Consider the following 26305-nt stretch of genomic DNA (forward strand, 5'->3'; position numbering starts at 1 on the left):
TTTATTACACATGAACCATAGGATCATTGAACTTGCGTTATCGATAACCAATCCTCGCTTCACTAAGCCGGAGGTATGCTTTGGGGGTTGCGGAATACGTTTTGAGGATCATATTTAGCTTTGACTCTCCGCAATCTAGGAAAATTAGCTCCATAGTAAACCGGCCCGGAATTTTCAATTCCCTGGTCTGGTACGTTTATATAGGATCCCACGATAAAGGGCTGTAATTTTCGGCGCGTATTGCGAGTTAAGGCGATATTTCGGGCTGCATCGGATGGTTTGATCCATGAGGTGTTCCATTCCACATAAAATTTCGCTTTACGCCAGAAGAACGCAGTAGCTTTAGGGGAAACCCGACTTACAGCGCCGCCCCAGTTGAGGAAAAAGAATCCGGCGGTAGAATTTGCCTCCGCTTTCTCGAGAAAATGGCGCATCACCTTAATAGCCTTATCGGGGAAAGGACGTTTTCCGAAGCCGGAAGAGAACTGGTTGCTGAACCTTTGGGTAAGGACCGGATCAGGAGGTAATAAGAATTTCACGGCCTCCGTATAAGGCAGCAAGCGGATGATGCTCTCCGTTGGCGTTCCAACGGATGTAAGAGGTTTTAATAGTCGAATGGCCTCTGTTTTTGATCCGAGGAACAACCCTTCCATCATAACATTGCCGCCTTTTTTCGGGCCAATATTTAATTCGCTGCCCAGCCTGGTATCGACGGATGGAGCCCATTGCTGCCACGCCTTTAACACCTTTTCGAATTGATTCCATGGCCAGCTAATCTTAAATACGGTTGCTTTTGCTGGTGCCCGGCGCACTTTGAATTTGTATCTTGTGTATATTCCAAAGTTTCCGCCCCCACCTCCACGGGATGCCCATAGAAGATCAGCATTTTGTTTCTTATTGGCAACAATCACTTTTCCATTTGCATCCACCATCTCCAGCTCGATCAGGTTATCGCTGATCAGGCCGATTGTCCGCTGCAGCGGCCCGATTCCCCCGCCGAGCGTGATTCCCCCGATTCCAACCGTAGGACTGTCCCCAAAGGGGGCTATAAATCCTTGCGCAGCAAGCGTGTTGGCAATTCTTCCTACTCTATTACCCGTCTCAACAATAACCGTTCCATTTTTTTTGTTTAACTTAATTTTCTTCATTTCACTTACATCGATTACAATGCCTCCGTTGACTTGGGAGAGATTGGTTTCTAGCGCATGTCTTCCACTTCTGGCGCGAATGGGTACATGATTCTCGCGAGCCCATTTTATGGCGTTGGCAACGTCTTGGGTTCTTTGAGCAAAAACAAACACCTTGGGGAACCGGTTCGTATGGGGATCCCAGTTCTTACGTGCCGATTCATAACCTGGGTCTCCTCGGAAAATAACTCTTCCGGTCAGCTTCGTTTTTGAATTCACCAAAAACAGCTCCTAATCTGAAAGTGTATTTGACCGTAATTCATACAAATACGGTATCGTTTATTTTATGGAGTACAATCGTCTATGGTTACGTTTGTGAATCAAGTATATTTGCAATGAATGACTACCCGGGGCTATCCTTTCATGAAGAATGTGCTCCGGATAGCCTGTTTTCTAATGTATGTAAACATCGTAAACTATACATGCTATGATGATAAGCTTCTATAGGCTTCTATATGTAAGAACATAATTGTAATCTATGAAACACTTAATAATCCGTTCGATATGTAAAATAAAGATATATGGTTTACAGTTCATTAGAAATGAGGACAAATTATGCGTTACCTTTATGAATTTATCGAGCATCAAGATGATATGCCTTTTAAGCTGTTTGTTAATAGTGTGAAGCATGTTCCCTTTCACTGGCATAAAGAGGTGGAGATTGTCTATGTTCTCCAAGGCTCTGTTATCCTGCATCTTGACCAGAAGGAGTATACCCTGCATCAGGACGATGTCATTGTGGTGAACAGCATGTCGATCCATAAGTTTGAACAGAATAACCATGACAATATTTTATTAACACTTCAGTTTGGCCCGGAGTGGCTGCATAATAACGTTATCATTTCCTGTAATTCAACGACTGAGGCTGAGCCGAGCGGCTTTCGATTTGACACAATCAAGCAAGAGCTTGCGAAGATGGTATGGGAAATGAACAAGAAGTCTCCAGGCTATCGAAGTTATACCATGGGGAGGCTGCAAACGTTATGTGGACATTTATTGCGATATTTTTCGGATGGAATCAACCCGGAAGCCGATGAAGGCGGCAAGAGTTATGACTATAAAAGGTTGAACCGGGTTCTTACCTATATCGATCAAAATTACAAAGAGAAGATTACGCTGCAGACGATGGCGGAACAAGAGCACTTAAGCTTGCATTATTTTTCTCACTTCTTCACCGATAAAATCGGTATTCCTTTCCAAAAATATTTAACGCTGATCCGTTTGGAGAAGGCCCAGTCGGAGCTATCCGGAAGTGATAAGAGCATTACCGAAATTGCGATGGATTGCGGTTTTGCGAACGTAAAGCTATTCAATAAGTACTTCAAAGAAAAGTATGGGTGTACACCAAGCTCGTATCGTGAGGCCGCTGCTTCACTTCAGGATAAGCCGAATCGAAAACCGCTTACATACGAAGAGTCCTCTAGTGGAGACTATTATGAATTAGATACGATAAATGCAATGGGATCGTTATATCGATACCTGGTAGTGAAGTCGGATCAAGAACCGGAGAGGGAAAACCCTTTAACAGCAGTTGTTACGGATCATGAGCATATTCAGTTTCAGCCGGGAATGTCGTCAACAGGGTACAAAAAGCACTGGAATGTTACCACAACAGCGGGCAGGGCAGTTGAAGGGCTGCGCGATGACTGGCGTCGGCAGCTTACCGAGCTTAAAGGACGAATTCCTTTTGAATACATACGTTTCCATGGCATCTTCAATGATGAGATGATGGTATACAACGAAGAGGATGACGGTACTCCGGTTTATAACTGGGCATATGTTGACAAGCTTTATGACTTTCTGATTGGGCTCGGCATCAGGCCGTTTGTGGAGCTTGGTTTTATGCCGACCATGCTCAGCCGTTCCAACGAAACGGTTTTCTGGTGGAAAGGGAATATTTCCCCTCCAGCCGATCAGGCAAAGTGGGAGGCACTCGTTCGTGAATTCGTTCGGCATTGCTTAAATCGGTACGGGGTTGAGGAAGTAAAGCAATGGTACTTTGAAGTGTGGAACGAACCGGATTTATCAGGCGTTTGCTGGGCAGGAAGCAAAGAGGAATACTTCTCTTTTTATGAATCTACCGTTCGAGTGATCAAGTCGGTGCTTCCTGAACTAAAAACAGGAGGCCCTGCTTTAGGTTATGGTTCACTTTGGAACGACACATGGGCCGAGGATTTTATGGAATATTGTAAGAGCCGCCAAGTAGCGATCGATTTCTTTTCCTTTCATATCTATTCGGAGTATCCTCACCTTAAAGCAGAGCAGAACCTATTAACGAAGATGATGCCGCCAACCTTTTATAAAGAGAGCATCTATCGACTGCAGGAAAAAATGAAGCTTGCCTCTTTCCGTGAGATCGAGCTGCATATTACCGAATGGAACTTTTCGCTCTATGACCGGCATCTGCTGCACGATACCATGTTTATGGCCCCGTTTGTGATGTATCATGCGATGAATACACTGGGAGATGTAAAGGCAATGGCTTTTTGGTGCTTTACGGATGTGTTTGAGGAAAGTCTTGTTCCATCGTCCCCGTTTTATGGCGGCTTTGGCTTAATGAATCGGGATGGACTTAAGAAGCCGAGCTATTACGCCTTTGAGCTTCTTCAGAAACTGGGGGAAGAGATAACCGTTAAGGGGGATGGTTATGTAGGCACTCAGAAGCAAGATGGGAGCATGCAGCTTTTGCTCTATCATTACGTCCATTTGGATCATATGTTTTCAAGCGGGGACTGGTCGGAGATGTCCCATCTTAACCGTTACGGCGTGTTCGAAGAGAAAGGCAGCAAGGTGTATCAAATCAGCATTCCTCATCTATCAGGAGCCTATAAATGCACAACCTATCAGATGGACCGGGACCATGGCTCCGTTTTTGACGAGTGGGTTCGCATGGGGGCACCCGAAACCTTGACGGAGGAGGAACTTGCGTATCTTCGCGGAAGAAGCGGCCCGGTCATCCGGACAGAGATTGTAGAGAATCAGGGTTGGCATAAAGAACTCATTCTTCCACCGCATGGTGTCCTATTGCTCACCTTTGAGAAACAGTTTTAAACACTAGAACCTTCAAGAACACCACCGCTCAATAAGAGAGGGGTGTTTTTTGCTGTCCGCTTCAGGTGGCTTTGTTCAGCCGGTCCCAAAGACGAGAAATGAACAAAAAACGACCATTGGCGAGGCAATTTACAACGAGTAAGCGTTAACAATGGAATCTATACTATAACTATGTCCATAACAGAATTACAGGAGGGAATAAACAGATGAAGCGTTTCATGAAATGGATGACGGAATCCTTTGCGCCAAGATTGGATGCGATTACAAATAACCTTTGGATAGCATCGATTCAAGAAGCTATTATGGTTGCCATCCCGATGATCTTTATTGGTTCCATTATTACTTTGATTTCAATTTTGCAAGACTTCATTCCTGGAATGCCGGATTTAACGCCAATTACAACATTCAGCTTCGGTCTTCTCGGTTTGTTTATTGCATTTCTAACGCCGTATACGGTCATGGAGAAAAAGGAGAGACACAAAATCAAGCTGCTGGCGGGAATGACCGGCATATCCTTATTCCTCATGCTGCTTAATCCCGTCGTAAACGAGGATGGAACCGTTCAGTTCGTTCTTGAGCGTTTCGGTCCTGCGGGTATGGTAACGGCACTCATTGTAGGCATCTTCATCGCCGTCATCATGAATGTTTGCGCGAAGTTTTCTTTCTTTAAAAAAGGGTCTTCCATGCCAGAGTTTATCATGGATTGGTTTGACTTCCTGGTACCGATTGCCGTGATCATGGGTTTAGGCTGGGTTCTTGTATATCAGCTCCATTTTGATATCTTTGGACTGATTGTGAGCGTGTTTGAGCCTATTAATGCTATGGGGCAAAGCCTGTTTGGGTTTATTCTGTTCAACTTTATTGGGGTTGTACTGTATTCCTTCGGAGTTAGCCCATGGGTTCTGATGCCCATCTGGTATGCCATATGGATTCCGGCGATTGAGGAAAATGCCGCATTGGTGGCACAGGGACTGGATCCCGTCAACATTAATACCTTTGAAACATTCTTTTCCGGATGGCTTGGAATTGGAGGCATGGGTGCAACCTTACCGCTTGTGATTTGGTTCCTGTTTGCCAGATCCAAGAAGCTGAAAACCATTGGTAAAGCAACTTTAATTCCTTCTCTATTTAATATTAACGAGCCTGTTGTGTATGGAGCGCCTGTTGCTTTCAATCCGTTATTGATGGTGCCTATGTGGATCAATGGTCTAATTACACCCATTATCGTCTACTTAGCGCTTGATATGGGGTTTGCACAAATCCCGAGTAAAATCTTTCAGCTGTGGTATACGCCGATCGGTGTATCGACTTACCTCATGTCCGGATTCAATGGACTTATTCTGCTCGCCGTTGTCTTGCTGATTGTGTTTGCCGTATGGTTTCCGTTTTTTAAACTGTACGATGCGCAGGAATTGAAGAAAGAGCGGAAGTTACAAGAAGAAGCTTGATATGAAAGGATGGATACAAATGAATGCATCGATTAACGAATTAATAAAGGAAATGACACTTGCTGAAAAAGCATCTCTCTGTGCGGGATTAAATATGTGGATGACCAAGGGGATCGAGCGACTCAACATCCCGCCGATTCATATGTATGACGGAACGAATGGGATCCGCAAAACGAACAGTGACGATGAAATGGGGATTACGACAGAGAATGTTCCGGCAACTTGTTATCCCACGGGTTCAGCTATCGGTTCTTCGTGGAATACGGAACTGCTGCAGGAAGTCGGGGAAGCACTTGGTAATGAATCCAAAGAGATGGGCGTAGAATTGCTGCTCGGCCCAGGAATCAACATGAAACGGACTCCGCTTGGGGGAAGAAATTTCGAATATTACTCCGAAGATCCTTGCCTGACAGGGGAACTGGGCGCTGCTTTCATCAATGGCCTCCAGAGCAAAGGAGTCGGGGCTTCACTTAAACACTTTGCTTGCAACAACCAGGAATATGAGAAGATGGTGACGAGTTCAGAGGTAGACGAACGGACGCTGCGCGAAATTTATTTAAGCGCCTTTGAGCGAATTATTAAGAAGTCGGACCCCTGGACCGTCATGTGCTCTTATAATTTGCTTAATGGCTCGTATACCAGCGAGAATGAACACTTATTGCATGATATCTTGAGAGAAGAATGGGGATACGAGGGGGTTGTCATCTCAGACTGGACGGCCGTGAATGATCGGATTCGTGGGCTTAAAGCAGGACTTGATCTCGAAATGCCGGGACCAGCCGGTTATAACACGAAAGCGATTATCAAAGCCGTTGAGAACGGAGTTCTTGCAGAAGAGCAGCTCGATAAAAGCGTTGCCCGTATTCTAAAACTCGTAGAACGTGTAACCGGTATGGAAGAAGCTGCTCCGGCATCCGCTATGGAGTACCATAATCTTGCGAGAAAAGCTGCAGCAGAAAGCATTGTGCTTCTAAAGAATGAGAATGGCATCCTTCCGATCCATGCAGAGTCAACTGATTCCATTGCAATTATCGGCCGTTTTGCCAAAAAACCTAGAATTCAAGGAGCCGGCAGCGCAAAAGTTACGCCTACACGCATTGATATTCCATTTGAAGAGATGAAGGCGTTGACCGGGGATTCCGTTGAGTTGAGTTATGCTGAGGGTTACCCTGAAGATGACTCCGTCAATGAGGAAATGATCAAAGAAAGTGTCGCATTGGCGGCAAAATCGGACGTTGCAGTCCTATTCGTTGGCCAGCCGGAGTACGCCGAATCCGAGATGCGTGATTTGAAGGGCATTGATTTGCCGGAACAGCAGATCCTGCTTATTCAAGCGGTTGCAGCCGTACAACCTAAGTGCATTGTGGTGACCAGCAGTGGTACAGCCTTGGCGATGCGTCCATGGGTTCAGCATGTTCCCGCTGTCATTCACTCATGGCTTTCCGGACAAGGCATGGGTAAAGCGATTGCTGAAATCTTGTTTGGACAGGTGAGTCCCTCCGGTAAACTGTCCGAGACGTTTCCGGTTAAGCTTTCAGACAATCCTTCACATATGAGGATCCGTGGTGAAAACGGCAAGCTGTACTATCGTGAAGGGCTGTTCATCGGCTATCGATACTATGATCGAAAGGAACTCGCTCCGCAGTTTCCGTTTGGCCATGGCTTATCCTACACTTCATTTGCCTATAAGGATATGAAGGCAGCTCAAACGGAGACAGGGATCACGGTCTCTTTCTGGCTGGAGAATATCGGAAACCGAACAGGGAAAGAGGTCGTTCAGCTTTACGTGCATGACGAAGAATGCACCTGGACACGTCCTGAGAAAGAATTGAAGGCATTTTCTAAAATCGAGTTGGCTCCTGGGGAGAAACAGCAGATTGTTTTTGAACTCGAAGAGAGAGACTTTGCCTATTACAACACCAAATATAACCGCTGGGTAGCGGAGAGTGGTTATTTCCAAATTGCGCTTGGCAGCTCTTCTCGCGATATAAGAATTACGGAGCGATTGTATTGTGATTTCGGGAAGGAAGAAGTATCATTTCATAAATTCAGCTTGATTAGCGATTGGATTAGCGATCCAGTGGCGAAAATGGTATTGGAAGAATGCCTCGATGAGATGAACCAGCATGTCGTAGAAAAGATTTACCTCAATGATGAATTCGTCGGATTTTGGGAAGATGGTCCACTCATTAAAATATTGCAAATGTATGGTCAAACCTGGATGGTTGACCGGTCACCGGATGAAATTATTGAAGAACTTATAAGTCGAGTTTATGAGCGACGTGTTAACATGTAAGTCAAGAAATATTCCTCATAAAAGCTTGGGATCTGAAAAGGATCCCAAGCTTTTTTAGTATTCCAAAAATGCCCCATAATTAGGCCCTGTATTGCAGATTGTCAGAGAACCAGCTCTGATGCAGCAACTGTGCAGAACATGGCGATCCACCCGAACAAGCTCCTTGCGAAGTTCGTTTTAGATTGTAGTGATTTTTCGTGCTGTCACATTTTTGGTCGAGTTGTTCGTTGTATAGAGTGAAAGGGGGGGAGAGGGCTTGAATGACACGGAGATAAGTCAGATCATTGCAGATGTGTTGGATGGGGGGACAGAAAAATTCGAGAAAATCATGAAGGTTTATCAAAAACCGATTTTTCTCTATTGTTATCATATGCTGGGCAATTATGCCGAAGCCGAGGATAATGCACAGGAAGTATTTTTGAAGACATTCCGCAACTTGCGGAAATATACCCAATATGAGATGGATTTTGGCGCATGGTTATACAAGATTGCCTATCATCAATGCATTGACATCATCCGTAAGCGAAAATTGGTGAAATATTTGCCCTTCTTTTACCGGGATGAGAAAGATAACAATGATGTCGATATGCATATTGAGGCCAACTATTTTGATGAATCCGTACATCAGGCCATGGCGAAATTATCGGCGGAAGAGCGTAATTTGTTAATCTTACGTTGTGTCGAGGATAAAAGCTACCAGGAGATCGGTTTGATTCTCGGCAAGAACAGCGCAAGCCTTCGTAAAAAATACGAGCGTACATCTGCAAAATTCCGAAAGTATTATGCTCAAGTAAAGGAAGTGGGAGTGTATGAATATGGACAGGGATCGGGATTTGAAAAAACTGTTTGATGACCCGCGCATTCCCGACGCCGACCTGACAGGAAAAGTAATGAGAGCACTACATACTGAGAAAAAAGAAAAGGAGAGGTTTTTTGTGAAATATAAAGTTGCTTTAACTGCGTTTGTAGGTATGATGTTAATGGCATCCACGGGGTATGCGGCCGTGCAGTATCATTCTTTGACAAATAAGGATGGCGAAGTCGTATATGAGACTAAATCGACGAAAGAGTACGGAAAAACAGAATCGAAAGATGAAATAGAGCGTTTTAAGGCATTTTTTGAACTTAAGGAGAAGGTGCTAACGAACGGGGAAGCTGGGCTGTTCTATATGGTTGCCAATAACCCGAATCATCAAACAGATCTGGGAACGAAGGTGGCTATCTTCCAAAATCTTTCTCACTTGCGCGATAAGATTACGGATAAATCCATTAAGATCGCAGACAAAGTCAATGGAAATTATACATTCCAAAAGGCGGAAGTGCTCTTTAAAAATGTTCAGGAAGTAAATCCGCCTTCTCCGGAAGGAAAAGCGTCGATGGCTAAAAAACTGAGAAAGCAGGCGGAAGAGTCCAATAAGGGATATGCCATGATGCCAGTTGAAATGACAGATCAGATTTCCCTTCTCTTTGCTACATATCAAAATGGCGAAGATAAAATCGAGGTTATGATCAATAATCTGACCGGGAAGAGCAACCCCACATCGTATATTGACGAGAAAGTAGAATTTAAACAGGAAAAGGTTCATGTGAAGGGCGTAGAAATGCTGCTAACAGAATTTGGTCCTTCGCGTGCGAGCGAGTTGAAATGGGTATACGAAAGCCCGGACAAAAAACAAAGATACAGCTATTCCGTGCTGGGAAATACGGATAGAGTAAGCAAAGAAACTTTGATGAAAATTGCCGAAAGCTATTTGGAATTGTAAATACTAAATCAACGGGAATCTTCTCCAATGTCAATTGGGGTGATTCCCGTTTGGCATGATAAACAGTTTTGCGTGTAGGCAATTACTTAAGGAAATTTAAAGAGATTTTATAGTTCGCTTGGAACTTTATCCCTTCTTTGAGCGTTATATTTGTCGTGAAGCAAGAAGCCATAACAAATGGGAGGTCTATTCATGCTTAAAATCAAGAAGAAACAAACAAGTATAAGCTTCAAAGCTCGATTACGACGGAGTCTCATTGCAAGCATCGCTGCAGGCATACTTACTGTCCAGGGCGTGCTTTTAGTACCACCTTCGCAAGTGAATGCAGAAACTGCCGATGTTTCGGTACGTAACTGGCATTATTCATCAACAATCGAGGTACCCGAACTGAAGCCTTCCTGGACGGTAAAGGTGGACAATTATCTGAATATGGGCGAAAACGATGTTTTAGGTCACCAGGCAATTGCTGAAGAGGGCAAGGTATTTGCATTCGCGGGAAACAAACTCATCGCAATGGATGCGAGGACAGGCAAGCGGCTGTGGAGCTACGGTAAAGACCTGAAACCTTATATTGTTTATGATAAAGGCGTTATTTACGGCCTATCGGCAGGTCAGAAGCCATACGCGCTGAATGCGAAGACAGGAAAATTGAAATGGCAGTCGAACACATCCATCTTTATGGATGCGCACCTACGAACGGAAGCGCTGGTGCCGACGTATGATACGCTCTATGCAATCAAAGGGAGCGCAACTTTCGCATTTGATAAGGCAACAGGAAAGCTTCGTTGGAAAATGAATGAGCCGTCGGGAGAAGGAAACGGCTCAGATTACCTTCAGGAGGCGGAAGGAGTCATCCTTCGGACGTTCTATGTACAAGGAGCGCTCACGTCTATTCAACTGACTGCCTTTGAGAAGAAGACGGGCAAGAAGTTATGGGAGCATTTTGGTCAGGGAGCAGCGCTTCAAATTAAAGATGGTCTCGTGTATTCGGTTGACTATTATTCTCCATTGCTGGCTGATTATCAGTCGCTGCCGGACCGCAAATGGATCGTAAATGTATATAACCTTAAGACAGGCGTAAAGAAGAGCAGCCGAGAGTATAGCTGGAAAATGTCGGGGGAGCCGCCATATGAGTACAGCGGAGGCAGCTTATTTATAAACCAAGGGAAGTTATACATGGATCAGGGGAATAGCGTGGCTGAATACAATTTTGACACCTATAAGAAGGGTGAGGTTCCTCTGCGAACTTTTCCTCGCCCTTATGGGGGCGACTGGGAGTTGATCGGACTGGTTCAGGAACGGTTGATTTTCAATAACAGAATGACGGGGGAGCTAGCCGGCACCAAACTTGCAAATGGTCAACGGATCGGATGGAACGGCGATGCACCTGCTGCACAGATTGATGTGCATGGGAAAGGATTATACCGGGCACAGCGTAACGGTACACTGCTCGGCATCAACTTGATGACGTCCCGGCCAGTCTTTAAAGTAACAACTGGAGCGGATTTACACGAGTCGACCCTAAAGACGAACGGTATGATCATCATCCAAGCAGAGGGGAAGCTCCTCGGTGTAAAGGTACCGGCATCGTTGAAATAAGGGTATAGCTTGTACTACTTGAATCATATTTCGTTTAAGAAAAACAAAATCCCATCAACGGAATTGAGATGGGATTTTGTTATTTCAGGTTTGTTTATATTAGGGTGAATATCTTCTATCCTAAGGATGCTCGGTGAGACTGGATAAAGGGACGGTCATTTCTTCCTCCGAGTTTCCGATCGGATAGACCCGAACGGTTTCATCCTCATTAACATGCTGGATATAAATAGGGGTATCCTGATACGTTACATTTTTCATAATGGCTGATTCCGAAATTTCAATCGCTCTTTGTTTGTTCATGACAATTCTCCTTATTTCGAAAGGTCTTTCAATGGATCAACCCGACGGTGAGTGGCTTTTTTAATGTCTCGGTCCAGCTTCGAAGGTCCTTGAATTTCTTCGGCAGCCTCCATTTGATTATTCAGCTGTTGTTCTACTTGTCCAATCCCATGCGCTTCCTGATGCTGTTTGCTCTTCGCCAAAACGATCCCTCCATGCTGTGATAAAACCTTTATATTCTCTGCATTACTACAATGCGCCAAACCTTACGAACTTATGCAGTGGTTTGCGTGCGTTCGCGAAGGAGCGGCTTTTAAAATTATTTGTGTTTGAGTAACTATTCATGAATTCATTACGTTATCCCAAGGAGCCCCAATCTGGGCGGTAGTAAAATGACTCTTATAAAGATGGAGGCATTCTTATGGCAAGCTCGAACATATTGCTTAAAGCCGCAGAGTCTTTCGAATTTAATGTAGGAACGTTAATCTTCGTGAGTAACTCAACCAATGAAGTGTATCGGTTTACTAAGGGCGGTCAGTCCTATATCTTACGGTTATCTCTGAAATCACACGAATACGTAGCGAAGATAAGGGCGGAGGTGCATTGGGTTTGTTTCTTGGTGAAGAACGGAGTACGTGCTTCATTACCCATTCATACATGTAATCAGGAACTAATGGCCGTGTTCTGCGATGAAGATAAGTGTTATATTGCAACTGCTTTTCACGAGGCTGCAGGTCGCTTTTTTGATAAACACAATGAGCAGCTATGGGGACCAAAGGTATTCAGGAATTGGGGAGAAACCATGGGAAGGATGCATAGGCTATCGACAATATATGAAACATCAGAAATTCTTGTAAAGAGAGACAGCTGGAGCAGAAGAAATATCAATAATCCTCATTTGCAGCGAGGCCGTTTCTATGTACTTCTTGAAAAATTGATTTCCATGGAGAGCATAATTGATTCACTGCCTAGGGGCAGCGATTCGTTTGGACTGATCCATAATGACTTCCATCCGTATAATTTTTTTATCGACAACAGTGAAATAACGGTCTTTGATTTTGACGATAGTATCTATGGCTGGTTTTCGTTAGACATTGCAATAGCAGCCACTCATGCCGTTTGGTGGGGAGTGCATGCAGAGGATCGTGTCACCAAAAACAGGTTTGCCCAGCAGTTCTTGCGTGAATTCCTCATGGGTTACGAGAAGGAACACCATATCTCCGAGTTCTGGAAACAAACAATCCCCATGTTTATGGAGTATAGAAATATTTGTTCTTTCTTCTGGTGGTTAGGTGAATGGGATGGTCATGAGAGCTCCCTTACAGAGGACCAACAGAATGCAATAAACCATGCTGTTAAGCTGATTGAGAGAGGTTTGCCTTTTGATGGCTGCGATATTCACTTGTAGCATCGATTGATTCAGGATACGCGACCACGTTCGTTTACGATAGATCAGCCCGTACATGTATTTGGCATGCATGCTACAAGTACCAATAAAATACATACAGCGGATTTTTCAACGGAATCGTTAACAAAAACAGAGTGGGCACTTGTGTTCACGTTGAATCTGGATGAAGATATGGAGTAAACGGTTTGAGTTAGAATAATCGATCCAGGATCATGTTTAAAGCAGAAACAAGTCTGGCGTTGAGAAATGTAAATAGGATCAATATAATGGGGTGGAATTATAAAGACGTGAAGGGGAGATTGCAGTGAAGCAAAACAAGTATGACGATCAGGGATTTTTTGAGAATTATAATCAACTCCCCCGTTCCATCAAAGGATTAGAAGGTGCAGGAGAATGGGGTGCTTTTCGATCCATGTTTCCGGATCTCAGGGATAAAAAGGTGCTTGATCTCGGCTGTGGATTCGGGTGGCACTGCAGGTACGTGAGAGAACAGCATGCGCGATCTGTGGTCGGAGTGGATATCTCAAAGAAAATGCTGGAGAGGGCAAGGTTGATGACCGATGATACGAATATAGCCTATGTGCAGTCCACAATAGAGGATTTTGACTACCCTGCTAACGAGTTTGATGTCGTGATTAGTTCGCTTGCCCTTCATTACATTCGTGATTTCGAGGATATCTGTAAAAAGGTATATCAGAGTCTAACGGTTGGAGGTTCGTTTGTCTTTTCAGTTGAACATCCCGTGTTTACTGCTGTGGCCGAACAAGATTGGTATTATAGCCCGGACGGGAAGAAGCTGCACTGGCCTTTGGATCACTATCATGAGGAAGGAGCACGCCAATCTAGATTTCTTGATCATGATGTCACCAAGTACCATCGGAATATAGCCACACAGATAAATGTGTTAGTGAAAACAGGATTCCAGTTTAGGGAAATGTCTGAACTTAAGCCAGAACGCGAGCAGCTTCAGGATCCAGAATGGCATGATGCATTAAGGCGCCCCATTTTCTTATTAATCGCCGCTGATAAGCAAGTCTGACCAGCTTGCACAAAATAAACTGAGGGACACCAAAACAGGTGTCCTTTTTTAGTTCACGAAGGGAATCGGTTAAAGTGACGAAAAATACTTATTAAACTGCCGGATAATATTCATTTGATTTCGGGAACTTTCATCGACCTTGTGGAGTCTGTTTTGATAAGGGGGGAGAACAGCTTGAGGGAGATGCAGATGCAGCATTCTGCGGAACTGAATATTTCGGACATACGGATGCTGATGGAATCCTACGGTGAGGACGTTTGGAATTATGCTTACGTGATCACCAGAAATACGTATACAGCTGACGATGTCGCGCAGGATGTATTTATCAAAGCTTATCAAAATGTTGCCTTCTTTCGAGGGGAGGCTTCCGTCAAAACCTGGCTGCTCAAAATCACCCGAAACACAGCGCTTTCCTATCTGAAACGAGCGTATTTGCGCAGAGTGGTGTTGTTCGGAGAGAGATCCCCGGGGGATGGACTGAACGGGACGATGTCTTCGCCATCTGCCGAGTCGGAATATTTGAAACGGGAGGAGGCGGATGAACTGTGGCAGCAGGTTCTAGAACTACCCGGCAAATTTCGAGACCCCCTCGTGCTGAGCGTACATCATCAGCTATCCATAGAGGAAATATCCGGTATTACAGGTCTTTCGCCAGGGACGGTAAAGTCTAGAATTTACAGAGCTAAAAAGAAGGTTGCCGCCAGGTGGGAAGGAGTGAACGACGATGAATGAATGGAAGCCGGAGTGGAATAAGAGACTGGCTGAACCGCCCTTTAAGGAGCCGCGTTTTAAAGCCGATATGATGGAGGATGTGGAGAAAAGGCTTATGCTTGTTGATATGAAACGCACCCGCCGTGGCTGGAGGCGAGCTGCTGTAGCCATCGTTCCTGTATTACTGCTTCTGTTAGGGATTGGTATCTGGTTCGGAAACTTGGCCCCATCTATCCCCGATCCGGCAGCCCCAAGTCCAGGCACACAAGGGGGAGGAACGTTTGAATCCAGTTTCCTACTTGGGGCAGGAGGCGACTTCGATTGGTGGAACCTTGCAAAAAGTGAGGTCAAACAGGATAACGACCGCACGATTGTGACACTGGCCGCAGCGCTTTTGCAGCGAGAGCTTGGCATCTGGGGCGGCCCATCGCCGGACATATGGGAGCATTCCGAGGTGAAATGGCCGCTGGACCGCTATGATGTGTCCAGCCCTTGGGTGTATGAAGTGCACGTAAAGGAGATAAACGCAGAAGAAGCACAAACCGTATATCGACTCCGTCTCCTGCTGCGGGATTCGATTCCGATGACGTATGAGGAAACGATTGACGTTACCATCCGTAACGATTCACACAAAATCTCGCTTATTGAGCAAATCAACATAGACGAAACGGGAGCGCCTTTGGAGGAATTCAAGACTGGAGACGAACAAGGAAAACCCGTGATTTTGAAGGAGGATGCACAGATTGGTCTGAAGATGACCGGAACTCTGATCCAAAAAGAAGGGATGATCCGCTCCATCCACGTTCAGTATGGCGATATGGAACACACTTTTCATGATTGGAAGAATGTGAGCAACGAATCCTATTTTCCGGACGTTGCATTGCTGCCTGCAAGGAACAACAAGGAGGATGTTCTTGCGATCATTTTGACAACCGGCTACGGAACCAGCGTGCGAGAATCAGTGTTAAAGCTTCTTACCGTTCATCTTAGAGAAGTGATGTCAGCCGATCCGGTGCTTGCGGTAAAGTCCAGACTAAGCTACAAGGCGACGGCAGAAGCGGGAGAGCGGATCTTTCAATTTACGCTGGTCGGTGTAACACGCACATTTGAATATAACGAGGAAGACGCCGGATTTTGGCTGGATCAGCCCGCACTTGGCAACATGGTTAGGTATTACGTTGAGGGAGGCATCTTATATGCATCGGTGCCGATCCAGGTATCTCCTGGCGAATTCCCGGTCGCGGTCCGGCTGCGGTATGAATACGACGGAACAGCGTTTCTTGTGTCGGAAGCGATGTTTGCAGAGATGTAAGGAGAGCGATCATGTGATGATCATTCATACAACGAACAAAGTCAAAGGGCATGAAGTTTTCTTTTTGCTGATTAAAAATGAGAAGGGGCCGTCCACTGCCATCTACGATGACTGATGGGACAGCCCTGGAATAAAGCAATTTCACCAATATTAATGCAGCTTTTGCCTGCTTCTATAGTGGAGAGGGTCCATTAAGACGATTGGTTTAGCCGGAGGTTATACTCCTATCAGTTTCGGAAGAACTCAACCTGATCGATATCCGTCCATTGGGAAGAGGACGAATTGGATACGTAAAATCCGATCGTCGCCTTGCCGCTCGTCACTTGAATATTGGATATCGTGACGGGCGTCCACGCTGTCGTTACCGGGCAGCCGGTTTGAAGCATGCTGCCGCCATAGTCCTTCACTTCCATGACGCAGCTGTTCTGGCCTCCGCTGCTGCGCATGCGGGCGCGCATCGTATACGTGCCGTTATCAAGGCCGGTAATCGTCTGGCCGACATATGCGGTCGAAGGTCCGCTTGTGCCTGCGAGACCGACAAAGTAAGAGCCTTCGGCAGCTGGAAGCCCAACGCCGTCATTAGCTCCATGAATAAGAATCCGATTCGGGTAATCATCGCCGTACGTTGTCCAGCCCGCCACGTTGGCCGTTTCAAAGCCGGGATTGTTGACGACATTCGTTTGTGGCGGCGTCACGGCATGCCCGAAGCGCAGATAGATGCCGTTTGACGGATAAGTCGCGCTGGTGACGGCTGCGACGCGGGTCGAATCAATGCTCATCAGGGCATTCCAGTTGGAGGATTTCGTATCGGATACCGGAAAAACGTTGGTTTTGTACTGCCATGACGCGCCGTTATCGGAGCTGATCATCGTAAACATCGAGGTGTAAGGATCTCCCGTATTGGCGCTGCTTTCATCGGTCTGGAATGCGGCCATGAGACGGCCGTCGTCGAGCTTCACGACGAAAGGTGCGCCCGCCTTTTTGCCATTGCCGTTGGGCACGTACATCGTTTGGCGGGGAACCGACCAATTGAAGCCGTCCGGCGAAATTTTATATTTGATGACAAAAGGGTGGCCGGCAACGTCCGAGGCTTCGAATACGGTTATATATCGCCCGTCATTCATTCGCGTGATGACCGGCATGCCGTCGCGGGAGCCGGCGGCGACTCCGTCGCTGACCGTGATCCGGTTGCCCCAGCCGCTTCCGTTCCAGGTTTTCATATACAAATTTTGCCGCCCGGTCGTTCCGACCGCAGCCGGACTGTCATCCGCATAAAGTACGGCAATCGTGCCGTTAATCATGTCCAGATGCGGCTCCCACAAACCTTTAAAGCTGGAGGCGGTTGAACTCCCGATCAACCCGCCCGGCAAATTGCTCCATGTATGCCCGCCATCGACACTCCGCCTGACGTTAAGCTGGATATCATAGGTCGAGCCGTTCTGAACGACCTGCCGATAGGCTAACCAAATTTCCCCGCTCGGCAGCCTTAACATTTGACCGTTCCCGACATTGCCCGAGCTACTAGAGACGGCCGTGACCGGAGCGCTCCAAGTATACCCGCCGTCCTGCGTTCTGGAGACCACAATGCGCGTGTTACCCCCGCCAGCGTTGGTGTCGAAGGATACGAGCCACTCGCTTGGCGTAAGCTTGAGCAGCCTTGGATACCATACGCCTCCTGATGGCGGCGTATAGATGGCAATCTGCTGCGAAGCCCACGCCATGCCTGATGAAGCGGCATGAACCGGCGACAATGGAATTGCCGTTAAAGCAAGCGCAAGCATAACGACGAAAGCAAGCGGTTTCTTCCAGAAGCCTTTGTTTCGTTTCATATGCAATTAACCTCCCAAACTGAATTAGAAAGCGCTTTCTAAAATGGATTGTATCGCAATTAATATATTTTAAGATATACTAAATATATATTATTTTTCAGTTGGGACTGACGTAAAAAGAGAGGTCAGACATGGAGCATCCGTTATATAAACGTATTCAAAACGACATACGCCAGTGCATTCAGAGCGGCAAGCTGCAAGCAGGCGCCTTAGTACCATCGGAGAAGGATTTGGCTCAGCGGTACGGTGTAAGCCAGATTACATCCAAGAACGCACTCAACGGTTTGGTAGAGGAAGGCTTGTTAGTGCGTTATCGGGGAAAGGGCACCTTCGTTCGGGAGCTGGGCATTCTAGAAGAGTCGCACCTTCAGTCGGGTACGAATAAGACGATCGCGATTATTTTGCCGACAATGAAAACCAAGATCGACCAGCAGCTATTGGACGGTCTGGAACGCTATTGTGCGGAAAGGCAGTATGACCTATTGATCCGCATTACGCGCGAGTCGCAGGAGGAAGAATCCCGAGCGATCGTGCAGTTCCAAGAACGAGGAGTCGACGGGTTCATCATTTTCCCGGTTGAACAGGAAAGCTACAATAACGCCATTCTACGCTTGTCGCTCGACCGGGTTCCATTAGTGCTTGTCGACCGTTTCTTGAAGGAGATCAAGGCATACAGCGTCAGCTCCGACAATTACGGAGGCGTTCGTGAAGCCATATCCAGTTTGCTTGCGGCGGGGCACAGGCGCATTGCATTCCTGACACCGGAAATTACAAATTCGGTTACAGACGACAGAGCCAAAGGCTTCGAGGCCGCCTGCATGGAACAGGGTTTGCCTATAGATAAGACGCTGTGGTGCATGCTGGATTTAGAGACCATAGCAGAAGGGCACGGACAACGGGAGGTTGCCCGTTTTCTGCGCGATCGGAGCGATATCACGGCCGTTTTTGCCGTTAACGCGGAATTGGCCCGCTATGCCCACTATGCCATTCGGGAAATTTGGACGGGTACAGGGAACGAACCGCAGCTGGCAGCATTTGATGATCCGGATCTCGAAGGTATTCCTTTCATCCGTCAGCAATTGGATGAAGTAAGTCGGCGTGCCGTCGATTTGCTGACGGAACAGTTGTCAGGGACGCACGAGCCAAGGCTTGAAGTCGTACCGGTCCGCTGGATTTGGTCACAATGAGCCGGACTTTGCGAAGTTCGGGTCTAAGAATACAATCAAATATCCCGCCAAAAAACGGTCTGAACTTAGTTCAGACCGTTTTTTTTGAAGAGAAACTATAAACTTCAAGGCATAGGCATTCCTGATATCATCAGAAAAACCTCCGTTAAGAGCAGTCTGTCTCCACTTGGAATCCTCTTGTAAGATGTTTTCGTCATTTACAAACGTCAAGTTATATTATAATAATATACTAAATATACTATTTAAATTATAAAGGTTGTGATGGGCATTGAAATCTCTGCCGCTATACAAAAAAATTCAGGAAGATATCAAGCGGCTGATCGCCATCGGCAAGCTGCGAGAAGGCGACCGGGTCCCTTCGGAGAAGGAATTGGCCGAACGTTACCGCGTAAGTCAAATTACAAGCAAGAACGCGCTGGTCGGACTGATGGAGGAAGGCTTACTTGTCCGGATCCAAGGCAAGGGCACCTTCGTGATGAGCAGGCCAGAGAACGCCACGGCGCTTGATCAGTTGGGAGAATGGACAGCAGGTCCGGGCAAGAGCGGGCGTATCGGGTTAGTGCTGCCGACAATGAAAACGAAAGTGGACCAGCGCTTTTTGGACAATATCGAGAAGTACGCGTCCGCCGCAGGCTATGAAGTGATGCTGAGAATTACGCGCGAATCCCAGCTCGAGGAATCTAAGGTTATCTCGTCCTTCCTGAAGCAGGGGGTGGACGGCATGATCATTTTTCCGGTTGAAAACGAGACGTACAACGATTCGATTCTGCGGCTCTCGCTGGATCGTTTCCCATTCGTTCTGATCGATCGGTTCTTGAAGGAGATCAAGACTTACAGCGTAAGCTCGGATAACGTAAACGGCACAAGGGAAGCCGTGGAGTATTTACTTAACAAAGGCCATTCGTCCATCGCGTTCATCTCTCCCGAAATTACGAATACGGTGACGGACGAGAGGGCCCAGGGGTTTGAGCAGGCTTATCTCGAGCATGGTCTGTCGATCGACAAAAGCTTATGGTGTCTCCTCCCGTTGGAAGAGATCGCATCAGGTCAATCTGTCGAGCATATCAGGTCGTTTTTAGATGGCAGTCCCCATATTACCGGCATCATAACGGCCAATACGGAACTGTGCAGAAATGCCTATAAAGCGGCAATAGCATCCGGTAGACAGGTGCCGGACGAACTGGAGTTGATCACGTTCGATCCGCCGGATCTGCCGAATGTCCCGTATATCCGCCAAAACGAGGAGGATATGTGCCGGTTAACCGTAGAGCTGTTAATCGAGCAGATCGAAGGAGCTTTTGAGGCGAGAAGAATCGTGGTGCCGGTCATGCTGGTAAAAGAATAAAGCGATGGTGGAGAAGCGAGGAGTACACCTATTTTATAATAAATATAGTATATAAAATTATATTATTATAAGTTATCATGATTTCGTAAAGCGCTTACACCACATCTTTTATAGAAGAGGGGAATCGCATGAAATCGAAGAGCAAATTCGCAGGCATGATCATGCTGTTGCTGATGTTCGCGTTAACCGCATGCAGCGGCGGCAACGGACCAAATGACGGGGCTGCTCCAAGCAACCCGGACACTTCTACGCCAGGTAATGAAGCTTCCGCCGGGCAGGACCCAAAAGAACCTGTAACGATTGAGTTTATGGGCCACGGCAATCCGAACGAAAAAAAGATTTTCGAAAAGCTGATCGCTTCCTTCGAGGAGAAGTACCCGAACGTCACCGTTAAATACACTTCGGTACCGCCGGGCGAATACTCGCAGAAGATGACGACGCTGATCAGCTCCGGCAAGGTTCCGGACGTATTCTACGTCGGAGGTCCGGAGTTTTACCGCTTCGCGGAAGCCGGAACGCTTCTCAACATTCAGTCCTATCTGGATCAGACCTCCTTGTTCAATCCCGATAACGTATGGAAGCAGGCGATGGACCGTTATCGCTTCGACGGCAGCAAGGTTGGAGCCGGAGACTTGTACGGACTGCCGAAAGACGTAGGACCGTGGTCATTTGTCTATAACAAGGATTTGTTTGATGAAGCGGGCGTCCCGTATCCTTCCGCAACGGCAGGGGAATGGACCTGGGACGACATGCTGGAAGCAGCCCAAAAGCTGACGGTCGACGATAACGGCGACGGAAAGCCCGATCAATATGGTGTAGGCGCTTACAGTCTTGAATCAGCGGTATGGGGCAACGGCGGTGAATATATCGATTACGCCACTGGCACGGTAAAGGTGAACGAGCCCGAATTTTATGAGGCGATGCAATTTGTTGCAGACCTGAATCTGAAGTTTAAGGTCAGCCCGAACCAGGAAGCCGAGCAAGCGATGAACGCATATACCCGGTTTATTAACGGCCAGCTGGCTATGTTTGCGATGGGCCCATGGGATCAACCTGCATTCTGGGAGCTGCCCTTCGGTTGGGATATTGCTGCGTGGCCGGCAAGCCCGAATACGGGACAAACGGCGACCTGGCTCGGCTCGATGGGATTTGCAGTTTCGGCGAAATCCAAACACCCGCAGGAAGCGTTCGACTTAGCGGCTTTCCTGTCCCTGGATGAGCAAGGGCAGCGCGAAAATTATCAGCTCGGCCAAGCGGTTCCTAACCTGATCGACATGGCGGAAGGCGAATTTAAGGAAATGGACAAAGGACCGCAAACACGCCAAGTATTCCTCGATATTATCCAAGATTACGGACGTCCGGACGTTGTAGCTTTCTCAAAGGATACGCAATGGCTGGATACGTTCAACCAGAACGCGAGCAAAGTATGGAACGGTGAGATGTCGGCGAAAGACTTTACGGCCCAGATCCAGCCGAAGATGCAGGAGTTGTACGACAAAGGCAATAAATAATGCCGCAGGGGCAGGGGGCGTCAGCCATTCATATCGGCGCCTCTCGCCTTACGGGCATCCTGTCATAACGAAATACAGGCGAAGGTGGAATGGAATATGGGTACCAAGCTTGGCGGGTATCGCAGAAGAGAACTGGCGTGGTTGTATCTGTTCGTCGCTCCGCCGGTTCTCGGGTTTCTTTTGTTCGGCCTTGTGCCGATCTTGTTCTCGATCTATATCAGCTTTCACAAATGGGATATGCTATCCGATCCGCAGTGGGCGGGACTGGCCAACTATAAGGATCTTTTGGGCGACGAGAAAGTGTACAAATCAATGTACAATACGATTTATTTAATGATCGGCATTCCGATCGGCATGGTGCTCTCGATGCTGCTGGCCATCCTGATGAACCGTAAATTCGCAGGCATCTCGTTCATGCGCACGATCTATTATCTTCCGGTCATTTCGCCGATCATCGCCGTATCGCTGTTGTGGCAGTGGATCTTAAATCAGGATTACGGCTTGCTCAACAATTTTCTGTGGGAAACGTTCGGCATTGCCGGACCTAACTGGCTGGGGAAGCCGGAGTGGGTAAAGCCTTCGCTCATCCTGATCGGGCTGTGGAGCGGCATCGGCGGGAACATGGTGCTGTACCTTGCAGGACTGCAATCCATCTCCTCGACGTATTATGAAGCCGCGGAAATCGACGGTGCCGGCGCATGGCACAAGCTGACACGGATTACCATCCCGCTACTCACGCCGATTCATTTTTTCGTCGTGGTCATGGGTATCATCGGGGCGTTCCAGTCCTTCAGCCAAATTTACGTGCTGGCGGTAGACGGCGGGCCGGAATACAGCGGCGCCACGGTGGTCTATTATATTTTCCAGCATGCGTTCCAGTACTTTAACATGGGTTATGCAAGCGCGGTTGCCTGGGTGCTGGGCATTCTCATCTTTGTTGTCACGCTTATACAATTCAAACTTTCCAATCGCTGGGTTTACCAAGACTAGGGGGGAAATCTGTGAAACGGGAAAAAATGACGGACCTCTGGTCGCTGCTGCTGCTGCTTTTCGGATCGATCTTTATGATCGCTCCGTTCATCTGGACCATCTCGACTTCGTTGAAGGATCGACGAAACGTGTTTGAAATTCCTCCGCAGTGGATTCCCGAACCGATCACGTTCGGCAACTATGCGAAGGTTTGGCTGGAATCGCCGTTACTGTATGGATTCATGAACAGCTTGATCATCGTGGTGATCGTCCTGACGATAGGAATGCTGGTATCCGCAATGTCGGCCTATGCATTCGGCAAATTCGAATTCCCTTACAAAGGCATGCTCTTCATGGGCTTGCTCGGAACGATGATGATTCCGTATTCGGTCGTGATGATACCGCAGTATATCGGATTTTCCAGGCTGGATTGGGTGGACACGCTGCTGCCGCTCATCGTACCCGGTCTGTTCGGCAACATCGTTGTCATCTTTTTCATACGCCAATATTTGCAGAGCGCGATGCCGACCGAATTGATCGAAGCGGCGAAGATCGACGGCTGCAGCTTTCCGGGCATTTTCTTCAAGATCGCGCTGCCGATCATGAAGCCGGCGCTTGCCGCCCAAGCCGCCCTCGGGTTTATGGGCATCTGGAACGATTTTCTTGGTCCGCTGATTTACTTGCATACGCCCGAGAAGCAAACGATTCAAGTGCTGATCGCTTCCATGCAGGCCATGTACATAGGCCAGTCGGATTATCCGATGATCATGGCCGCCGCCATCATTGCCATGGTGCCGGTGATCATCGTGTTCTTTTTCTGCCAAAGATACTTTATCGAGTCGATGGCAATCAGCGGAATCAAGGGGTGAGGTACGTGCCGATAAGAATGGCGCGCCTGTCGAAGATCGTTTATTGTCTTGGCACGTTAGGATTAGCGGCCGGATTGGCATTGTCGGGATGCGATTCAAGAACGAAACCGGAGGCGGTCGATTTGGACATTTACAACGAAAAAATGTACGCCAATCCTTTTCCCTCCTTAGAGGAAGAATGGGAGGATTACGGCAACGGAGACCCGTATGTACTGCGGCATGACGGCCGTTATTATCTGTATGTCAGCACGAAGGATCACCGGACGGGCATCAAGGGGTGGGTATCGGACAATTTGGTCGATTGGAGGTATGCGGGTCTGGTGACGGAGGATCCCGTATCAACCGGGGCCTATGCCCCCGAAGTGATTTACTCGAACGGCTGGTTCTACCTATACACTTCTCCGGCGGGAAGGGGACATTACGTGTACCGCAGCGAATCGCCGACAGGCCCGTTCGAAAGAATCTCCGAGAACGTCGGAATGAGCATCGACGGCTCGGTGTTTATCGACGATGACGGTTCCTGGCTGTTTACCCATGCTGGTTCGTCGGGCATTGTCGGCGTTCCGATGGATGGCCCTGCCGAATTCGGTGTCGGTCAGACGATTCCCGGTCCTTATCTGGGGCATTGGACGGAAGGGTCCATGATCATCAAGCGAAACGGTACCTATTACATGACATATACCGGAAATCATGTATTCAGCAAAGGCTACCGCATCAATTATGCCGTGTCGCATGATTCGCCGCTTGGTCCGTACAGCATTCCTGCCAATAATCCGCTCGTCATCAGCACCAAGCCGGACTTCTACGGACTCGGCCACAGCTCGACGGTAATGGGGCCCGATCTGGATTCCTATTATCTTGTCTATCATAACTTGACGGGAAGATCCCAGGAAGGCCCGCCCGTCCGTCGCATGAACATCGACCGGCTGGTATTCAACGGAGACAAGATGGAGATTCTGGGTCCTACGAATTACGATCAGCCTATCCCGAGAGGGCCGGTCTTTGCCGATCGGCTGGACGCAGATGCCATCGATGAGAATCTGTGGGAGTCAGCAAAATCGGAGAGAGGCAATCGAATCATCAGCAGGGCGAGCACGGATCGTATCTATACGGCGGAATATAACTTGGTGCCGTCGAAGACACGGGTCGCCGCGTTGTTTGCATATGAGGAGGCCAACCGTTTCGGTTTCGCTGAAATCGAAACGGAACTAAACCGTCTATCCTTGGGCAGGATGGAGGACGGCATCCGTAAAGTGCTCGCCACCGTGGAGCTTCCCGAAGATACGGATTGGTCCAAGCTGCACACGATTCGCGTCGAGCGCGGAGAAGATCGGCTGCGGGTTTACCTGGACGGCACTCTGAAGCTTGATCAATCGGCGGAGCCGTTCGGACCAGGCAAAATCGGATACCGATACGAAACCGGCGAGCCGAGCTTTTCGTATACGGCATTCTCGAACCACGCTTCCGGCAGCAGTGACTTCGATACGGCCAAGCCGCTTCCCGGCAGCATGGAAGCCGTGCATTATCTTAGCGGCGAAGGCAGGGGGTATGCGGTACGTCAACCGTCGGACACCGCCGCATGGCGTCATTCGGACGGAACGGCGATCCGGCAGGCGGAGGATGGGAGCTATTCGGCCGCGCTTACGGAAAAAGGCGACTGGCTGCGTTATGCGGTGAACGTTTCGGAATCCGGCACCTATGCGCTGGACTTGACGGTTAAGGCAGGAGCGGGGCCGACATCCTTTAAGCTGCTCGTGGACGATAAGAAATCCGGAAACTATAAAGTCGACGGCAGCCAATACTCCGGTAGCGAACCCTGGGTTAAAATTCGGGTTGGATCCCTAAAGCTCGAAAAGGGATTACATAGCGTTGCCATTCAATTGGACAGCGACCAAACGATGGAATGGAAAACAATGGACTTCGAGCTGGTCGACGAGCAAACGTTCAAGTTGGAGCATCTTCTGGAACAAACAAGCTCCGAGGACGTTCACGGCCAATGGATTGAAACCGACAGCGGGTATGTCGGCGCAGCCGATGCCGATGCCAAGATGTATGGAGGAAGCCCCCTTTGGACCGATTATCGCATCCGAACGACCGTGAAGCTGGGCGATGATCCGTCCGGTCAAGCGGGCGTACTCTTCCGGGTGACAAACGAGTCGGATTTCCGGGATCAAGTGAGCGATTCGCTGATGGGATATTTCCTCGCAGTCACCGCCACGAAATTGGAACTGTACAAACATAATTACGATTCCGAGCTGCTTCAAAGCATCAAAGTTGAGCTGGAACGGAACAAGCCCGTCGGCTTGCGCATCGAGGTAGTTCGCGGCACGATCCGCGTCTTCGTAGAGGAACAAGTGGAGCCTGTCCTGACGTATGATGATCCCCGGGCATTCATGCAAGGGAGAGTAGGCATACGATCGGTTCATGCGGAGCAGATCGAGCTCGGCGACTTAACGGTGGAATCCATAGGAACAAAATAGAAACGATAAACTAACAGAAGAT

General features: G+C 47.9%; 20 protein-coding genes. 16 read left to right on the plus strand and 4 right to left on the minus strand.

From position 1 onward, the window contains the following. Positions 1–62 precede the first annotated feature (62 nt). A complete protein-coding gene (locus ACETK5_RS09775) occupies positions 63–1406 on the minus strand; it encodes an FAD-binding oxidoreductase (protein WP_100537558.1) in 1344 nt (447 codons plus the stop codon). Positions 1407–1742: 336 nt separating this feature from the next. Here ACETK5_RS09775 and ACETK5_RS09780 point away from each other — a divergent pair, with 336 nt between their 5' ends. The 6 genes from ACETK5_RS09780 to ACETK5_RS09805 all read left to right on the plus strand — a co-directional run bounded on the left by ACETK5_RS09780 (position 1743) and on the right by ACETK5_RS09805 (position 11344). After that, a complete protein-coding gene (locus ACETK5_RS09780) occupies positions 1743–4238 on the plus strand; it encodes a GH39 family glycosyl hydrolase (protein ID WP_394055344.1) in 2496 nt (831 codons plus the stop codon). 206 nt (positions 4239–4444) lie between these two features. After that, the gene (locus ACETK5_RS09785; RefSeq protein ID WP_394055345.1) at positions 4445–5686 is read left to right on the plus strand and encodes a PTS sugar transporter subunit IIC; all 1242 of its coding nucleotides are present in this window, start codon (positions 4445–4447) and stop codon (positions 5684–5686) included. A 19-nt stretch (positions 5687–5705) separates the two neighbouring features. Beyond that, positions 5706–7982, plus strand: coding sequence for a beta-glucosidase family protein (locus ACETK5_RS09790; RefSeq protein WP_394055347.1), 2277 nt, complete (start codon positions 5706–5708; stop codon positions 7980–7982). A 256-nt stretch (positions 7983–8238) separates the two neighbouring features. Beyond that, the gene (locus ACETK5_RS09795; RefSeq protein ID WP_100537555.1) at positions 8239–8832 is read left to right on the plus strand and encodes an RNA polymerase sigma factor; all 594 of its coding nucleotides are present in this window, start codon (positions 8239–8241) and stop codon (positions 8830–8832) included. Beyond that, positions 8798–9745, plus strand: a complete 948-nt coding sequence (locus tag ACETK5_RS09800) for a hypothetical protein (RefSeq protein WP_133120323.1) — start codon at positions 8798–8800, stop codon at positions 9743–9745. Before ACETK5_RS09795 ends, ACETK5_RS09800 begins: the two co-directional genes overlap by 35 nt. A 192-nt stretch (positions 9746–9937) precedes the next feature. Further along, positions 9938–11344 (plus strand): outer membrane protein assembly factor BamB family protein, encoded by a 1407-nt coding sequence (locus ACETK5_RS09805; protein ID WP_100537553.1) that lies wholly within the window; start codon positions 9938–9940, stop codon positions 11342–11344. 120 nt (positions 11345–11464) lie between these two features. Here ACETK5_RS09805 and ACETK5_RS09810 read toward each other — a convergent pair whose 3' ends face one another. Further along, the gene (locus ACETK5_RS09810; RefSeq protein ID WP_100537552.1) at positions 11465–11644 is read right to left on the minus strand and encodes an H-type small acid-soluble spore protein; all 180 of its coding nucleotides are present in this window, start codon (positions 11642–11644) and stop codon (positions 11465–11467) included. Positions 11645–11655: 11 nt separating this feature from the next. Next, positions 11656–11826 (minus strand): hypothetical protein, encoded by a 171-nt coding sequence (locus tag ACETK5_RS09815; RefSeq protein ID WP_164817442.1) that lies wholly within the window; start codon positions 11824–11826, stop codon positions 11656–11658. A gap of 218 nt (positions 11827–12044) precedes the next feature. Between ACETK5_RS09815 and ACETK5_RS09820 the strand changes: the two genes are divergently transcribed. The 4 genes from ACETK5_RS09820 (at position 12045) to ACETK5_RS09835 (ending at position 16093) form a co-directional block, all read left to right on the plus strand. Continuing rightward, positions 12045–13031: a phosphotransferase enzyme family protein gene (locus ACETK5_RS09820; RefSeq protein WP_394055351.1), complete on the plus strand. Its 987-nt coding sequence runs from the start codon at positions 12045–12047 to the stop codon at positions 13029–13031. Positions 13032–13335: 304 nt separating this feature from the next. Beyond that, a complete protein-coding gene (locus tag ACETK5_RS09825) occupies positions 13336–14070 on the plus strand; it encodes a class I SAM-dependent methyltransferase (protein ID WP_100537550.1) in 735 nt (244 codons plus the stop codon). Between the two features lie 183 nt (positions 14071–14253). Continuing rightward, positions 14254–14802: an RNA polymerase sigma factor gene (locus ACETK5_RS09830; protein ID WP_243390865.1), complete on the plus strand. Its 549-nt coding sequence runs from the start codon at positions 14254–14256 to the stop codon at positions 14800–14802. After that, entirely contained in the window at positions 14795–16093 is a 1299-nt protein-coding gene (locus ACETK5_RS09835; protein ID WP_394055353.1) for a hypothetical protein, read from the plus strand. The genes ACETK5_RS09830 and ACETK5_RS09835 overlap by 8 nt, the downstream gene beginning before the upstream one ends. Before the next feature lie 227 nt (positions 16094–16320). On the opposite strand, the gene ACETK5_RS09840 is transcribed toward ACETK5_RS09835, so the two are convergent. Next, entirely contained in the window at positions 16321–17922 is a 1602-nt protein-coding gene (locus tag ACETK5_RS09840; protein ID WP_100537547.1) for a sialidase family protein, read from the minus strand. A gap of 131 nt (positions 17923–18053) precedes the next feature. Here ACETK5_RS09840 and ACETK5_RS09845 point away from each other — a divergent pair, with 131 nt between their 5' ends. From ACETK5_RS09845 to ACETK5_RS09870, 6 genes are all read left to right on the plus strand, one after another. Next, positions 18054–19109 carry a LacI family DNA-binding transcriptional regulator gene (locus tag ACETK5_RS09845; RefSeq protein WP_100537546.1) on the plus strand — a complete coding sequence of 352 codons (1056 nt, stop codon included), beginning with the start codon at positions 18054–18056 and terminating at the stop codon, positions 19107–19109. A 268-nt stretch (positions 19110–19377) separates the two neighbouring features. Next, positions 19378–20454: a GntR family transcriptional regulator gene (locus ACETK5_RS09850; RefSeq protein WP_100537545.1), complete on the plus strand. Its 1077-nt coding sequence runs from the start codon at positions 19378–19380 to the stop codon at positions 20452–20454. A gap of 128 nt (positions 20455–20582) precedes the next feature. Further along, on the plus strand, positions 20583–21965 hold the full coding sequence (locus ACETK5_RS09855; protein WP_100537544.1) for an ABC transporter substrate-binding protein: 1383 nt from the start codon (positions 20583–20585) through the stop codon (positions 21963–21965). Positions 21966–22061: 96 nt separating this feature from the next. Further along, positions 22062–22955 (plus strand): carbohydrate ABC transporter permease, encoded by an 894-nt coding sequence (locus ACETK5_RS09860; protein ID WP_100537543.1) that lies wholly within the window; start codon positions 22062–22064, stop codon positions 22953–22955. A gap of 11 nt (positions 22956–22966) precedes the next feature. Continuing rightward, positions 22967–23803: a carbohydrate ABC transporter permease gene (locus ACETK5_RS09865; RefSeq protein WP_100537542.1), complete on the plus strand. Its 837-nt coding sequence runs from the start codon at positions 22967–22969 to the stop codon at positions 23801–23803. Positions 23804–23808: 5 nt separating this feature from the next. Continuing rightward, positions 23809–26283, plus strand: a complete 2475-nt coding sequence (locus tag ACETK5_RS09870) for a family 43 glycosylhydrolase (protein ID WP_394055358.1) — start codon at positions 23809–23811, stop codon at positions 26281–26283. The last annotated feature ends 22 nt before the right edge of the window (positions 26284–26305 follow it).

Source organism: Paenibacillus ilasis (genome assembly GCF_043195395.1).
GTDB classification, from domain to species: Bacteria; Bacillota; Bacilli; order Paenibacillales; family Paenibacillaceae; genus Paenibacillus_AQ; species Paenibacillus_AQ lautus.

Coding starts and splice junctions, on each gene's coding strand:
- ACETK5_RS09780 (WP_394055344.1), top strand. CDS start 1,743: ATGCGTTACCTTTATGAATTTATCGAGCATCAAGATGATATGCCTTTT.
- ACETK5_RS09785 (WP_394055345.1), top strand. CDS start 4,445: ATGAAGCGTTTCATGAAATGGATGACGGAATCCTTTGCGCCAAGATTG.
- ACETK5_RS09790 (WP_394055347.1), top strand. CDS start 5,706: ATGAATGCATCGATTAACGAATTAATAAAGGAAATGACACTTGCTGAA.
- ACETK5_RS09800 (WP_133120323.1), top strand. CDS start 8,798: ATGGACAGGGATCGGGATTTGAAAAAACTGTTTGATGACCCGCGCATT.
- ACETK5_RS09805 (WP_100537553.1), top strand. CDS start 9,938: ATGCTTAAAATCAAGAAGAAACAAACAAGTATAAGCTTCAAAGCTCGA.
- ACETK5_RS09810 (WP_100537552.1), bottom strand. CDS start 11,644: ATGAACAAACAAAGAGCGATTGAAATTTCGGAATCAGCCATTATGAAA.
- ACETK5_RS09820 (WP_394055351.1), top strand. CDS start 12,045: ATGGCAAGCTCGAACATATTGCTTAAAGCCGCAGAGTCTTTCGAATTT.
- ACETK5_RS09830 (WP_243390865.1), top strand. CDS start 14,254: ATGCAGATGCAGCATTCTGCGGAACTGAATATTTCGGACATACGGATG.
- ACETK5_RS09835 (WP_394055353.1), top strand. CDS start 14,795: ATGAATGAATGGAAGCCGGAGTGGAATAAGAGACTGGCTGAACCGCCC.
- ACETK5_RS09840 (WP_100537547.1), bottom strand. CDS start 17,922: ATGAAACGAAACAAAGGCTTCTGGAAGAAACCGCTTGCTTTCGTCGTT.
- ACETK5_RS09845 (WP_100537546.1), top strand. CDS start 18,054: ATGGAGCATCCGTTATATAAACGTATTCAAAACGACATACGCCAGTGC.
- ACETK5_RS09855 (WP_100537544.1), top strand. CDS start 20,583: ATGAAATCGAAGAGCAAATTCGCAGGCATGATCATGCTGTTGCTGATG.
- ACETK5_RS09860 (WP_100537543.1), top strand. CDS start 22,062: ATGGGTACCAAGCTTGGCGGGTATCGCAGAAGAGAACTGGCGTGGTTG.